14 protein-coding genes are annotated in these 13,981 nt (G+C 25.7%); 3 read left to right on the plus strand and 11 right to left on the minus strand.

Going from position 1 to position 13,981, the window contains the following annotated elements:
* Positions 1-3: 3 nt before the first annotated feature.
* The 6 genes from pglJ to CMOL_RS04200 are packed head-to-tail and all read right to left on the minus strand — an operon-like array spanning position 4 to position 6,614.
* Positions 4-1,101, minus strand: a complete 1,098-nt coding sequence (gene pglJ / locus CMOL_RS04175) for an N-acetylgalactosamine-N,N'-diacetylbacillosaminyl-diphospho-undecaprenol 4-alpha-N-acetylgalactosaminyltransferase (RefSeq protein ID WP_239819842.1) — start codon at positions 1,099-1,101, stop codon at positions 4-6.
* The gene (gene pglI / locus CMOL_RS04180) at positions 1,089-2,018 is read right to left on the minus strand and encodes a GalNAc(5)-diNAcBac-PP-undecaprenol beta-1,3-glucosyltransferase (protein WP_239819843.1); all 930 of its coding nucleotides are present in this window, start codon (positions 2,016-2,018) and stop codon (positions 1,089-1,091) included. Before pglI ends, pglJ begins: the two co-directional genes overlap by 13 nt.
* The gene (gene pglH, locus CMOL_RS04185; protein WP_239819844.1) at positions 2,011-3,087 is read right to left on the minus strand and encodes a GalNAc-alpha-(1->4)-GalNAc-alpha-(1->3)-diNAcBac-PP-undecaprenol alpha-1,4-N-acetyl-D-galactosaminyltransferase; all 1,077 of its coding nucleotides are present in this window, start codon (positions 3,085-3,087) and stop codon (positions 2,011-2,013) included. The genes pglI and pglH overlap by 8 nt, the downstream gene beginning before the upstream one ends.
* Complete coding sequence (pglK, locus tag CMOL_RS04190) at positions 3,088-4,782, minus strand: BC-type lipopolysaccharide transporter PglK (RefSeq protein WP_239819845.1); 1,695 nt, start codon at positions 4,780-4,782, stop codon at positions 3,088-3,090.
* Positions 4,776-5,762 (minus strand): UDP-glucose 4-epimerase GalE, encoded by a 987-nt coding sequence (galE, locus tag CMOL_RS04195; RefSeq protein WP_200280317.1) that lies wholly within the window; start codon positions 5,760-5,762, stop codon positions 4,776-4,778. Before galE ends, pglK begins: the two co-directional genes overlap by 7 nt.
* 60 nt (positions 5,763-5,822) lie before the next feature.
* The gene (locus CMOL_RS04200; RefSeq protein WP_239819846.1) at positions 5,823-6,614 is read right to left on the minus strand and encodes a 3'-5' exonuclease; all 792 of its coding nucleotides are present in this window, start codon (positions 6,612-6,614) and stop codon (positions 5,823-5,825) included.
* Positions 6,615-6,680: 66 nt separating this feature from the next.
* On the opposite strand from CMOL_RS04200, the gene waaC reads away from it, so the two are divergent.
* From waaC to CMOL_RS04215, 3 genes are read left to right on the plus strand one after another with little or no spacing between them, the layout of a single operon-like run.
* On the plus strand, positions 6,681-7,709 hold the full coding sequence (gene waaC / locus CMOL_RS04205; protein ID WP_239819847.1) for a lipopolysaccharide heptosyltransferase I: 1,029 nt from the start codon (positions 6,681-6,683) through the stop codon (positions 7,707-7,709).
* Positions 7,699-8,580, plus strand: coding sequence for a lipid A biosynthesis lauroyl acyltransferase (locus CMOL_RS04210; RefSeq protein WP_239819848.1), 882 nt, complete (start codon positions 7,699-7,701; stop codon positions 8,578-8,580). The genes waaC and CMOL_RS04210 overlap by 11 nt, the downstream gene beginning before the upstream one ends.
* Entirely contained in the window at positions 8,577-9,278 is a 702-nt protein-coding gene (locus tag CMOL_RS04215) for a glycosyltransferase family 2 protein (RefSeq protein ID WP_200280305.1), read from the plus strand. Before CMOL_RS04210 ends, CMOL_RS04215 begins: the two co-directional genes overlap by 4 nt.
* A 26-nt stretch (positions 9,279-9,304) precedes the next feature.
* Here the strand turns inward: CMOL_RS04215 and CMOL_RS04220 are convergent, their stop codons facing one another.
* The 5 genes from CMOL_RS04220 to CMOL_RS04240 are packed head-to-tail and all read right to left on the minus strand — an operon-like array spanning position 9,305 to position 13,934.
* Positions 9,305-10,078, minus strand: coding sequence for a glycosyltransferase family 25 protein (locus CMOL_RS04220; RefSeq protein WP_239819849.1), 774 nt, complete (start codon positions 10,076-10,078; stop codon positions 9,305-9,307).
* Positions 10,079-10,112: 34 nt separating this feature from the next.
* Positions 10,113-11,234: a DegT/DnrJ/EryC1/StrS family aminotransferase gene (locus tag CMOL_RS04225; protein ID WP_239819850.1), complete on the minus strand. Its 1,122-nt coding sequence runs from the start codon at positions 11,232-11,234 to the stop codon at positions 10,113-10,115.
* Positions 11,219-12,286, minus strand: a complete 1,068-nt coding sequence (locus CMOL_RS04230; RefSeq protein ID WP_239820754.1) for a glycosyltransferase family 2 protein — start codon at positions 12,284-12,286, stop codon at positions 11,219-11,221. The genes CMOL_RS04225 and CMOL_RS04230 overlap by 16 nt, the downstream gene beginning before the upstream one ends.
* Positions 12,277-13,539, minus strand: a complete 1,263-nt coding sequence (locus tag CMOL_RS04235) for a CDP-glycerol glycerophosphotransferase family protein (RefSeq protein WP_239819851.1) — start codon at positions 13,537-13,539, stop codon at positions 12,277-12,279. The genes CMOL_RS04230 and CMOL_RS04235 overlap by 10 nt, the downstream gene beginning before the upstream one ends.
* Entirely contained in the window at positions 13,536-13,934 is a 399-nt protein-coding gene (locus CMOL_RS04240; RefSeq protein ID WP_239819852.1) for an FAD synthase family protein, read from the minus strand. Before CMOL_RS04240 ends, CMOL_RS04235 begins: the two co-directional genes overlap by 4 nt.
* Between the last annotated feature and the right edge of the window lie 47 nt (positions 13,935-13,981).

Below are 13,981 nucleotides of genomic sequence, written 5' to 3' on the forward strand. Positions count from 1 at the left end.
ACTTTATCCTATTAAATATTCTAGAGCATTTCGCGCAATTTTAACTTTATCAAAATCAAGAGCTCTATTTTTAGCTTTATTTTTATAAGCTCGTCTTAAATTTTCATCCTCTAACATTGTCTTTAAGCCTTCAAACATAGAATTTTCATTATTTACCTCTACCAACAATCCAAATTTATTATTTCCAAAAAGCTCTTTAGCTCCACTTTTATGATCAGTGCACACTACAGCACATCCACAAGCTAAACTTTCAATTAAAACATTTGAAAAGCCTTCAAATATGGAAGCAAATGCAAAAAACTCACATTTGCTCATATATTTATAAGGATTATTATCAAAGCCTAAAAGTAAAACTTTATTTTCTAAATCAAGCTCTTGTATCAGTTTTTCTAATTCATTTTTTAAAATTCCTTCACCTAAAATCACAAGTTTCAAATCTGTTTTCAATCTTGCATAAGCACGAATAAGCAAAGCATGATTTTTTCCAGCATCTAATCTTCCAACACTTAAAATAAATTTATCTTTTAAGGTAATTTCTTCTTCAGATTTTTTTTCTATATTTTCTAAATCTATAGCGTTATATAAAATTTTGCATTGATCTTTTCTGATATTAAAGTTTTGGATCAAATCCTCTAAATTTCCTTTAGAATTTGGCAAAATTAAATCTGCCTTAGGATATAAACAAGAAATCAAAAATTTATTAGCCCAAGAATTAAAATTCTTTTTTTTATACATCACGCTTGGAGTAGTGCATTCATTAATAATAAGGCGAGTTTTGTTTCCAAAAATTCTTGCCATTAAAGCTATATAATTTGGACGATTTAAAAATACAAATTCAGTATTTATGTTTAATTTTTTACACATTTTTTTATATTTTAAAGCTAAAAATGGAAGTTTGATGAATTTTAAAATTGCATTTTCATTGGGCTTAGAATGCTCTAGAAAATGTATATTGCATTTTGATATTTCATAAGAAATCTTTTCATTCATCAAAATCAAATGTACTTCAAATTTAAGATTTAACATAGGAAGTAAAGTTGCCACAACCCTTTCAGCTCCGCCACTTCCTAAAGAATAGATAAAAATTGCTAATTTTTGCATAAACATGTCCGTATTTTAGATAATTTTTTAATCATACTACTTGGAATTATACTTAAAATCAGTAATATTAAAGCGGGTGCATTTATCTTAATACTTAAACTTTTAAACAAACAGCGATAAAGCTCTTTAAAATTTCCTCCAAGTTTTGCATAGTATGCCGCCATTTTATAATAACTTGCACAAATATTTTTGTAATCTTTATCTCCTGTTTGCTCTAACTCATTTTCCAAAATTTTCGCAAGTTCCAAATAACCAAGATAAACTCTAATAGCATTTTTACTTGCAGCTAAAGTTACACTATCACTTCTGTTTAAACGATAAATTCGAAAAGCCTGATGAATATAAAAAGTTTTTTCCTTGTATAAATGCACCCAAAGTGTCGCTTCATTCCCGTAAAATTCCTCATTAAAACGCTGATTTTTCAACAAAGATTTTTTAAAAATAGAAAAAAACTCTCCATGAATTTTTCCCATCAAAAAATCTTTTTTACAAAGTTCTTGATCTTTATCTAAACCTCTTCCGCTAAATTCTTGAGTTAATTTCCCTTCTTTTTCTATAAAACAATTTCCAATAACATGAGAATACCCTTTGTCAATTTTTTGCATTAATTTTTCCAAAGCGTTAGGTAAAAGTTCATCATCATCATCTAAAAAACTTACAAAATCTCCACTAGCATGATCTAAACCATTGTTTTTATTTCCATTTGGCCCAGCTTTGTATTTATCATTTAAAAAATATTTTATACGTTTATCTTGTTTTTGCATTTCTTGGACTATATCTTTTGTTTCATCGCCAGAATGATCATCACTAATAATAATTTCTAAGTCTTCGTAGTTTTGCATTTGAATGCTTTTGATAGCTTTTTTAAGCAATTTTGGACGTTTAAAAGTAGGAACTATAATCGAAATTTTAGGCATAAATAACCTCTTTAATCAATTTTAGCCATTGTTGTTTTATCTCGTTAATATCAAAATTGATACATCTTTTTTTAGCATTTTGCACTAAATTTAATCTAAAATCTTCATTTTGCAAAACTAATTCAATTTTTTTTGCCAACATTTCTTCATTATCACATTCTACTAAAATACCATCTTTACCATCCTCAATCAAATCCTTAGAGCCATCATGATATAAAGTTGAAATTCGACACACATCAAAATACAAACTTTCTATAAGTACGGTTGGCAATCCTTCAACAAAGGAACAAAGACAAAGTATTTTAGCTTTTTTATAAAGTTCTTTAATATTTTCCACTTTACCTAAAAATTCTATATTTGCGTGCATCTTTTTGGCTTTTTTTTCAAGTATTGATCTTAATTCTCCATCACCTGCTATCAAAAAACGATATTTTTTTTGCGTATTTTGATCTATTTTATCTATAGCTTTTAAAAACATCATAGGATTTTTATTTGCATCTAAGCGACTTACAAAAAGGATCAAATTTTCTTTTTCAAAAGAAGATTGAAGTGAAATTTCAGCACTAAAATGGCAAGGATTTAATAAAAGCTCAACTTTTTTGACAAATTTTTGATAATAAAATTTGTCACTACTTCCTAAAACACTCAAAGCATTGCAATAAGGGTAAGTTAAACGCCTTAAAAATCTCCATATTTTAGATTTTAGATAAGCTTGGTTACTATGCTCGCTAATAATAAGTGGTGTATTAAGTCCAATTGTGGCAATAATGCAAGCTATATTTGTAGTATCTAAAAAAGAAATAAACACATCGCTTGGAGTTTGCTTTAAAAATTTTCTTAATGTAAAAATTTTTTTAAAACGACTTATAATTTTATGATAAATTGTATCAAATCTAAAATCAGGTAAAGTTTTAAGATTGATATTATTTTCCAATGGATAAAAAGAATCTCCTTGATGAAATTTTATGATACTAACCTCATGTTCCTTGCAAAAGGCATTTGCTAAAGTTACTAAAACACGCTCCGCTCCACCTGAATTTAAAGTTGCTATAATAAAAGTAATTTTCACTTAATTTTCCTTAATCAACTCACCATGTTCTAAACGATAAATACTATCACAATTTGTTATAGTGGAAAGACGATGCGCGATGACAATCATCGTTTTATCTTTTGAAATTTTATAAATTTCATCCATAATCTTAGCTTCGCTTTTACTATCAAGTGCCGATGTTGCTTCATCAAGAACTAAAATTTCAGGTTCTAAGTACAAAGCTCTAGCGATAGCTATACGTTGCTTTTGCCCTCCACTTAAATTGCTTCCACCATCTCCAACTTTTGTCCAAATTCCTTCAGGAAGGTGTTTAATAAAATGCTCTAAATTTGCTTGCTTAATCACTCTAAAAAGCTTATCTTCATCAAGCTCATCTGCAAAACTAATATTTTTAGCAATGCTATCATTAAAAAGATAAATATTTTGAGGTATATAGCCTATTTTTTGTCGATATTTTTTTGCATTTTTAGAATTTAATTCTACCTCATCAACTAAAACTTTTCCCTCTTTTGGACTTAAAAGTCCTAAAATAATATCCACCAAAGTACTTTTGCCACAACCACTCTCTCCAATGAAAGCGATTTTTTCACCTTTTTTTATTTCTAAATTTAAACCGTTAAAAAGATTTTTTTTACCCTTATAGCCAAAACTTAAATTTTCAAGTCTAAGTTCTTTTTTAAAAGAAATTTCCTCATCGCCTAAATTTTCTTCCTCTTGCTTAAAGATTTGATAAATAATATCCAAGGAAGAGCGATAATAAATCAAATCATGATAACTCGTAATAATACGATTTGCACTCGGCATTAAACGATAAAGTGCTAAAACAAAAATAGAAATTGTAGCTAAAATACCAGAAATATCGCTTTCATTTTTTAAAACCAAAAAAATAACTATAAAAACAAGGATACAAAAACCCACACCCTCTAAATAAATTCTAGGAATAGCGCTCATGCTTTCATTGGTAATATTTGCCTTAGCAAAAGCTTCGCTTTGAGCTTTAAAAAGATTTAAAATTCCATCCTCCTTGGTTTTAAGTTTAATGAGTTTAAAATTATTTAAATTAGTATTTAAAATTTCAAAAAAATTTTTCATCGCTTCTTCGCGTTTAAGTCCTGCTTTTTTAATAATAGGACTTAGAATTTTAATTAAAATAAGTGCATTAAAAATCATAAAAATACTTAGAAATAAGGTAATTTTATAATTAATCAAAAGCATTAAAATATAAAGTAGTATTACAACAAAAATTTCACTCATCATTAATAAAAACGAAGAAATCATTGTGCTTAAATTATAAACTTCTCCTGTAATAGATTTTAAAATTTCAGATTGATTTTTTTGAGTAAAATTTTCATAATTAATATTTAAAAATTTTGCAAAAACTTTATAGGCTATATTATGATATCTTCCTTTAGAAAATTTGGCCAATAAATGAAAATAATAGCTATTTAAAAAAGCTCTTAAAACATAAAAAACAATCAATATAAAACCAAAATAAACAATGATTTTAAATGTTGGCAAAGCTAGATAATTTTTAATTTCTATCAAATAATGATTGCGATCAAAATATGAAAAATCACTTGCTAAAGTGATAAAAGGCATTACCAAAGAGATTGCAAAACTTTCTATAAAAGAAATTAAAACTGAAAAAAAAAGCAAAGAAAATAAAAATTTTTTATCCTCTTTACTTAAAATAAAAAATAGCCTTTTTAGCACTGTTTTTCCCAATCGTAAGCTGATTTACAGATTAAATCTAAATCATCAAATTTTGGCTGCCAAGAAGTTAAAGTTCTGATTTTTTGTGCATCAGAAATTAAAACACTTGGATCCCCTTCTCTACGTGGAGCAAGCTCTACTTTAAAATCTACTCCAGTCACCCTTTTCATAGACTCAATTACTTCTTTTACACTAAAACCATGGCCATAACCCACATTAAAAATATTGCTTTCGTTATTTTGTAAATATTCTAAAGCAGCTAAATGCGCACTTGAAATATCATCAACATGGATATAATCTCTTATACAAGTTCCATCTTTTGTATCATAATCATCGCCAAAAATAAACATTTTTTCGCGTTTCTTTGCTGCACATTCTGCTGCTACTTTTATAAGTAAAGTTGCTTTTGGATAGCGTTGTCCTATGTTAAAATCCATGCAAGCACCCGCAACATTAAAATATCTTAAAATACAGTACTTAAATTCAGGATGAGCTTTATTAGCATCCCTTAAAACCTCTTCACTCATTAATTTGCTTCTACCATAAGGATTAATAGGCGCTAAAGGACTATTTTCACTTACAACAGGAGTTTGAGGTTCGCCATAAGTTGCAGCCGTAGAAGAAAAGATAAATTTATTCACACCTGTTTCTATGCAAGTTTTAATTAAATTGGTTGTATTTATTGTATTATTCATATAATATTTTAAAGGGTTTTGAGTGCTTTCAAAAACTTCTATACTTGCTGCAAAATGAACAATTGCATCAAATTTTTCCTTTTCAAATAAAGATTTTACTTCTTTAAAATCACTCAAATCCAATTCAAAAAATTTAAAATCTCTTATATTTTGTAAATCATTAATTGCAATTTTTGATCCCTTAGAAAGATTATCTAAAACACAAAGTTCATGTTCTGTTTTTAAAAACTGTCTTAAAGTGTGAGAGCCAATATATCCTGCACCACCACTGATAAGAATTTTCATTTTTTTCCTTTCTTAATTACTAAATAACTTGATTAAATTCTAATATATTTATTTTAACGATTAAAATTGTATCTTAGAAATTTCATTTTCGCACGCTTTACAAAAGACTTCAACATAAGAGCGATCAGTTTTTTTTGTTTTTAAAAATTCACTCATATTATCTAAAAAGCAAACATAATCTTCATCATTGATATTTGCTTTAATCAATTCATATTTTAAAAAAAGCATATAAGTGTTTAAAACATCGCTTTCACAATACTCATGAATTTTTTCGAGTTTATCTTCATAATATAAACTCATCACCTCATTACCATGCACATCATATTTTCCTGGCAAATCAGCCATAGCACAAAGCACATCAAGCTTCATCCCTCTAAATCCTCCAAAACTTTCAAATAAATCACAATGTTTAAGTTCTGAAAAACGCGTTTTATAATTATTCCATTTATCGCTTTGGGTATCAAGATAATTTGCTGCTTTAATATTATATTTTAAAGCCCTTAAAACCAATAAAGGCATATCAAAATTTTTTCCATTATAACTGACTAATTTTGGTTCATGCTTTTCAATAAAAGAAAAAAAATTATCAATCATTTCTTTTTCATTGTCGCCATCTATTTTATTGACTTTAATAAATTTACCAAAATTATCAGCAATTACCGCACAAATACTTACAATTTTATGATAAGGCAAGGGTAAAAATTCATTCCCACTTTGTTCTTTTTGCCATTCTAAAGCTTTTAAACTTACCTCTAAATCACTCCCTTTAAAAGCTAAAGTTTTACGGATTAAATCAACATCAGGGATACTCTCGCAATCAAAAATACAAATATAGCCTTCATTTTTAATCATAATTTAACCTTCTTTTGTAAAATTATTTGTTAAAATCATAGCAAAAAAATCACAATATGGGTTTGGATGAAAATAGCAATCGTTCGTTTATCCGCTTTAGGCGATATTATACAAAGTGCTGTAGTACTTCAATTTATTAAAAATTTTAAAAAAGATATAGAAATTCATTGGTTTGTAGATGAAAAATTTAAAGGCATACTCAAAAACCATCCGCTAATTGATAAGCTTTATGCTTTACCCTTAAAAGATAAGCATTTTTTTAAAAGCTTAAAAATTTTACTTAAGGCTAGAAAAAATAATTATACCGCTGTTATTGATTTGCAAGGGCTTATAAAATCAGCTATAGTAAGTCGAATTTTAAGCCGCAATAATTTTGGCTTTGATCAAAATAGCCTAAAAGAAAGTTTTGCACATAATTTTTATAATCAAAAATTAAACATAGATTATAATGAAAATGTATTTGTAAGATATTTAAACCTTGCTTCTTTTACCCTTAATGAGGATTTTAATCCAAAAGATTTAGCTTTTAAAAAAGATGTTTTTTACGTGGATGAAAATTTAAAACAACTTTTATCTAAAAAATTAAAAATTGATCAAAATAAAAAAAATATACTCATACATGTTGGTTCAAGTGTAGAAAATAAAATTTACCCTAAAACAAAAGTTACCCTACTTTGCAAACTTATCATCCAAGAATTTCCTGAAGCTAAAATTTTCTTATCTTGGGGAAATGTTAAAGAATTTGAATTTGCTAAAGATGTTATCAATTTAAGTGCAATTGATGAAAAAAATATAGAACTTGCTCCAAAATTTAACCTAGAAGAACTTATGGCATTTACAAAAACAATGGATTTAATCATAGGTAATGATAGTGGTCCAACCCATCTTGCTTTTGCCTTAAATAGACCTTCTATCACGATATTTGGAGCGACTCCAAGCTATAGAAATGCTTATAAAACAAGTATTAATAAAATCATAGATGCAGGCAAAAAAATCACAAATTCTAAGCATATCGATAAAAGTGATTTTTGTATCATGCGTATAGAAGAAGAGGATATTTTAAAACTAATCAAGGAAATTTTTGATGAAAAATAAAGATTGGCTTTATCTTTTTGCTTATTATATACTTAAATTTTTAGTGATAATTATGCCCAATTTTATTCTCAATTTTTTAGCTTTTATCGTTGCAAAAATCGTTTTTAAGTTCAATCATAAACATAGAAAAATTATAGACATCAATCTTCAAATTTGCTTTCCTGAAAAAAATCAACTCCAAAGAGATCAACTCTCTTTTCAAATTTATCGCAATTTTGCTAATTTTGGATTAGATTGTATTAAAAATCAAAACACAAGCAAGGAAAAAATCTTAAATAAAATCGTTATTGATAATGAAAAAATATTAAATGAAGCTTTAAAAAGCCAAAGAGGTATTATATTTACAACTGCACATTATGGGAATTGGGAACTTCTAAGTCTTGCTTATGCTGCTAAATTTGGAGCAATTTCTATAGTTGGAAGAAAACTAGAAAGCCAAAAAATGGATTCTATTTTAGCTAAAAATCGTACCCAATTTGACATAGAACTTATCGAAAAACAAGGCGGTTTAAGAAAAATGCTAAATGCGATTAAAAATAATAGAGCATTGGGCATACTCACTGATCAAGATTGCACAGATAATGAAAGTATAAAACTTGATTTTTTTGGTAAAAAAGTTAATTACCAAATGGGCGCTAGTGTTTTAGCACAAAGAACAAAGGCTTTGATTTTACCTGCTTTTGTATATCAAGGTAAGGATAAAAAATTTCATATCCGATTTTTTAAAACTATGGATCCTTTAGAAAAAAGTATTGAAGAACTTACGCTTTATCAAGCAAATTGTTGCGAAGAAATGATTAAATTTAAACCTGATGAATATTTCTTCTTTCATCGTCGCTTTTCAAGCTATAAAGAGGAGATCTATTTATGAATCTTTCAATTGTAATTTTAACATTCAATAGTCAAAGATACCTCCAAGAAGTACTAAAAAGTGTTCAATTTGCCAATGAAGTAATTATAGTAGATAGTGGGAGTACAGATGATAGTTTAAAAATTGCAAATACTTTTGACAATGTAAAAATTTTTCATCAAAATTGGCTTGGTTTTGCAAAACAAAAACAATTTGGTGTTGATAAAACAACTAACGAATGGGTGTTCATACTCGATAGCGATGAAATTTTTACAAAAAAATTAGAAAAAGAAGTTTTACAAACTATAAAAAATCCTATATTTAAAGCATACAAAGTAGCAAGATTAAATTTTTTCTTTGGAAAGGCCATAACAAGAATGGGCTTATATCCGGATTATAATATAAGATTATTTCATAAAAAATATGCAAAATTTAATGAAAGAGAAGTCCATGAAAGTATAATTTGCAAAGAAAAAATAGGATTTTTACAACACTATTTTTTACATTATGCATATGAAAGTATAGAGCAATTTATAAATAAACAAAATATTTATTCGAGTTTAAATCCCAAGAAAAATAATTTTATAAAAGCTATAATAAATCCTTACTGGACTTTTTTTAAACTTTATTTTATAAAGTTAGGTTTTTTAGAGGGAAAAAATGGATTTATAATTGCAAAATTATATGCTCAATATACTTTTTGGAAGTATATCAAATAGACTTTTTTATATTTTAAGCTTAACAATCAAGTATTTTTATAAGGCTTAATCTTTCTTAAACTAGGAAAAAAATATTTTATAAAAATATGAAATTTTTTAATATACTTACTTATTTTACTTCTTTTTTTAAGAAATTTTTTATCATCTTGAGTGGAACTTTCAAGCATAAAATTTTCATGTGCGCAAATCAATACTGGAAATAAGGCATAAGTATTTAGAACCTTTTCATTGCAAGTAAGAGCATCTATAGGTAAATACATTTTTTTTAAATGAGAGAGCAATTTCAAAGCTCCATTTTTAGTTATAAAATAACCATAAGTACCATTACCTCTGCTAATCAAGCGGCGAATTTTATAATTTGCAATTTTTTTTACAAATCTTCTTGAATATGGACTTTCTATCCTAAAGCCATCATCATTATAAACTTGTCTTTGATGACCTAGTAATAAAAGCTCTAGATCTTTAGGGAATTCATTGATATATTTTAAAAAATTAAGTAATCTTTCATCAAAATATGCATCATCTTCTAAAATAATAGCATGATTTACATCCTCTCGTAACATTTTTTCATAACATTTTTTATGAGATAAAGAGCAACCAAGCTCCCCAAGACCCAATTTTCTTTTATGAAAATTAAGCATTTTATCATAATCAACTATATTTAAATACTCATTTTTGTCTATAGTTTTTCCATCAACTGCTTCAATAATTTCATAATCAAGTTTATATTTTTGACATAATTGACTTATATATTTTTTTCTTTGGGTTGCTTTTTTAAGATTTATAATTAAAAATTTCATTTCATTTCCATTACCAATTGCTTAATATATCTATTTATATTCCATCCATTTTTTGTTTTATTATATTACAATCAATTTTCCAATCATTTAAAACAGTAACTATTTTTTCAATTTCATCTTGTGTCATAACGGGTGATATAGGTAATGATAAAACTTCATTATGTATTTTCTCTGTTGTAGGCAATGATAAATCGTTAAATTCTTTATAACACTCTTGCTTATGTGGAGGTATAGGATAATGAATAATGGTTTGTATATTTTTTTCATTTAGGTATTTTTGTAAATTATTTCTAAATTTTGTTCTAATTACAAACAAATGCCATACATGATCAAATTGATTATGAGGTAATATGATATTTTCATTTTTTATATTTTCTAAATAATATTTGGCTATATTTTTTCTTTTATTATTATCTTCATTTAAATATTGCAATTTTATGTTTAAAATTCCTGCTTGAATTTCATCTAGTCTTGAATTCAATCCTTGATATGCATTTTCATATTTTTTTAAAGATCCATAATTAGATAAAGCTCTTATTTTTGTAGCTAATATATCATCATTTGTACAAATACAACCACCATCTCCTAAAGCACCTAAATTTTTACCAGGATAAAAAGAAAAACCGGCAGCATCACCTAAATTTCCAACTTTTTTATTTTTATAAATTGCTCCATGAGCTTGTGCACAATCTTCTATTATTTTAAGATTATATTTTTTTGCTATATTTTGAATAGCATCCATATTACACACTTGTCCATAAAGATGGACTACCATTATAGCTTTTGTTTTACTCGTGATTTTTTGCTCAATTAAATTCGGATTTATATTATAAGTATTTATATCAGGTTCTATAAAAATAGGTTTACAATGATTATCTGTAATTGCTAAAATAGAAGCTATATAAGTATTTGCAGGAACTATTATTTCATCATCTTTACAAAATTCATAAGCTTTTATAATAAGCCTTAATGCATCAAGACCATTTGCTACACCAATACAATGTTTAACACCACAATATTGTGCAAATTTTTTTTCAAAATTTCCACATTGTTTTCCAAGTATATACCAGCCGCTTTGCAAAACATCGTTAAAAATTTGTTTAATTTCTTTATCAAAACGATGATTTATTTTATAAAGATCTAAAAAATTAACCATGATAATATACCTATAACAATTAATTCAAATACAATAATATATATTAAAATAAATGATACTCGTTTGTATTTTTTATATTTTTTAAAAAATTTTTCACTTTTAAATAATTTTACCAAAGCTAAATAATCTTTGAAAGTAAAATTATACTTTTCATTTAATATTTTTACATTATTTATTTCATTATAGAATTTCATTATCTTATGATAACCCCAAATTTTTCTAAATTTATCTTCAGACTCCAGAGCCATTCGACCTAAAAAAAATTCTAAAGTATTGCCATAAGGCTTAATCTTGGTTTTTTCTATTTCATTCTTAAATATATTTTCTAATAATTTTTCATCTTTGATTTTTAAAAAAGAATCCATTAAAAAATTGATTTCCAAATTTTCTCTTATAATTGTAGAGTCTATCCTAGCACTTATACTTGCACTTTCACTTGATATTCTATATTGTATCAAATGCTCTTTTAAAAATAAAATTTTAGAATTATTTAAAATTAATTCTACATGCATTTTAGTATCTTGGTGATTGCACATAGAATTATCTAAAGGATATATTTTTTTAAAAAAAGTTGTTCTAATAGACATACCCACAGAAGCTAAACAATTGCCCTTAAAAAAGATATGGTTTAAAATATCAATATTTTCTTTACTAGAATATCGATTTTTTTTCTGAAAAACATTATTTTCATCTATTATACTGATATTTGGATATATCACATCCACATCACTATCTTTAAATGTTTGATATATAACTTCTAAGGCATTTTTTTCCAATATATCATCACTTGCACAAAGTACTATGTATTCTCCATTTGAATTTTCAAAGGCTGTATTTAATGTTGCATTTATACCTTTATTAAATTCATGTTTTATGAGTTTTATTCTAGAATCATTAAATTTTTGAATTTCTTGAATACTATTATCAGTTGAATAATCATCCACAATAATGAGTTCAAAATCTTGAAAACTTTGCTCTAAAACACTTTGTAAATAATATTTAATATATTTTTCATGATTAAAACATGGAGTTAGAATTGAAATCATGATAATTCCTTTAAAATTTTATTATAAATTATTTGTGTAGAATATGGATAATTAATTGCAACTTCATTATTAACAAAATCATTTCTAAAATATTTTTTATAATCTCTATCTCCTAATACTACATTTTCAATAAAATCATAAAAATCTCCTTCTTGAAAAAGACAATAATGCGATTGAATACATTTCTTGCCAAAATCTGTAAGTATATTATTTGTATCACAACTCATCATAAAAGCAACTGGTCTTTTTAAATAAAGATATTCAGCCATAAACGAACCACAATCATGTATTAATCCATCAGATTCTGAAAATAATTTCAAATAATCTCCTTGCTCTGATAAAACAATATTTTTGTGCGATAATAATTTATTTAAATAATTATTAGTTTTTTCTTCACCCCAAATATTGTTTTTTAAATTATAAATAAGCAAAGGATGGGGTCTAAAAATAAAATTTATATATGGATATTTTTTTGGCAACTCTAAAAATAAATTATAATATTTTAAAAAATTACCTATTTTAAAACCAGAGTTTTGTATAGTATGATGAGGTGCAATTATAATATTTTTTTTATCTTGTCCCTTTTTTAAATAATTAAAAAATTTATCCATTTTAGGGTATCCAGATAAATATAAATTTTTTGCTTTTTTAATTCTATATTTATTTGCTAATCTTAATACTTCTTTATTTTCAACAAACCAAATCCATAAATAATTTAAATAATATAGCCGTAAATTTTGAATTGTTATTATGCATCGTCCTGAATAAAAATAACTGATATAAAATACTGGAATGTTTTTTTTAATCCAATATTCAATTTTAAAAAATGTATGTGACATACTATCATATGGATTATTTGTTGTCATGATATCAAATTCGGATGAATAATCTATAAATTTATTTTCATCTGCTATATACCCATGTAAAACTTTTTTAGTTCCATATATTTGAACCAGTTCATTAAAAGTTTTATCATATTGATGAATTAAATTTTTATCACTTCTTGAGCAGTCTGGATTTACTATAAAATAAGGATCAAATTTTGAATTGTTTAATAATTTATCAAAAATAGAAATATTTTGAATATCTGTAGAATACATACACAAAAAAGCAATTTTAATCTTAGATTTGGTTTTGATTTTTTTTAATTTTAATTTTAATTTTATAGAGCGTAGTAAATATTTAAAATGTATGATTATAAAATTAGTTTCTTTTAATCTAATCAAATCAATACAATCTTGTACAAATTTAATTCTCATTTGCTATTCCTCCTTATCTGCTCTATTAAGCACGAAGTTGAAATATTTACTGTTCTAGGAAGATATATAACATCGCAAATACATTTAAGATGATCAAATTTACCTTTCCAATCATCTCCCATAACTAAAATATTAGCCCTATATTGCCTTATATAATCCCTTTTTAATTCTAAAGATTTTTCTAAAAAAACTTCATCAACACATTTTAATGAATTGATAATATGACATCTATATTCTTCAGAAATTAAAGGATATCTATTTTTTTTCCTATAATTTAATTCATCCGAAGATACGCCCACAATCAATCTATCTCCGAGTATTTTTGCTCTTTCTAAAATTCTTAAATGGCCATAATGAAATAAATCAAACGTTCCAAATGTAATAACATTAGTCATTCAAATTCCTTGAACAACTTATATATCTAGCGCCCAATTCCATATAA

The sequence above is a fragment of the Campylobacter sp. RM10537 genome (genome assembly GCF_022369435.1).
Classification (GTDB): domain Bacteria; phylum Campylobacterota; class Campylobacteria; order Campylobacterales; family Campylobacteraceae; genus Campylobacter_D; species Campylobacter_D molothri.

Bases quoted from the DNA above. Each gene is read 5' to 3' on its own strand.
- pglJ (WP_239819842.1), bottom strand. From the start codon at position 1,101: ATGCAAAAATTAGCAATTTTTATCTATTCTTTAGGAAGTGGCGGAGCT.
- pglI (WP_239819843.1), bottom strand. From the start codon at position 2,018: ATGCCTAAAATTTCGATTATAGTTCCTACTTTTAAACGTCCAAAATTG.
- galE (WP_200280317.1), bottom strand. From the start codon at position 5,762: ATGAAAATTCTTATCAGTGGTGGTGCAGGATATATTGGCTCTCACACT.
- CMOL_RS04200 (WP_239819846.1), bottom strand. From the start codon at position 6,614: ATGATTAAAAATGAAGGCTATATTTGTATTTTTGATTGCGAGAGTATC.
- waaC (WP_239819847.1), top strand. From the start codon at position 6,681: ATGAAAATAGCAATCGTTCGTTTATCCGCTTTAGGCGATATTATACAA.
- CMOL_RS04210 (WP_239819848.1), top strand. From the start codon at position 7,699: ATGAAAAATAAAGATTGGCTTTATCTTTTTGCTTATTATATACTTAAA.
- CMOL_RS04215 (WP_200280305.1), top strand. From the start codon at position 8,577: ATGAATCTTTCAATTGTAATTTTAACATTCAATAGTCAAAGATACCTC.
- CMOL_RS04220 (WP_239819849.1), bottom strand. From the start codon at position 10,078: ATGAAATTTTTAATTATAAATCTTAAAAAAGCAACCCAAAGAAAAAAA.
- CMOL_RS04225 (WP_239819850.1), bottom strand. From the start codon at position 11,234: ATGGTTAATTTTTTAGATCTTTATAAAATAAATCATCGTTTTGATAAA.
- CMOL_RS04235 (WP_239819851.1), bottom strand. From the start codon at position 13,539: ATGAGAATTAAATTTGTACAAGATTGTATTGATTTGATTAGATTAAAA.
- CMOL_RS04240 (WP_239819852.1), bottom strand. From the start codon at position 13,934: ATGACTAATGTTATTACATTTGGAACGTTTGATTTATTTCATTATGGC.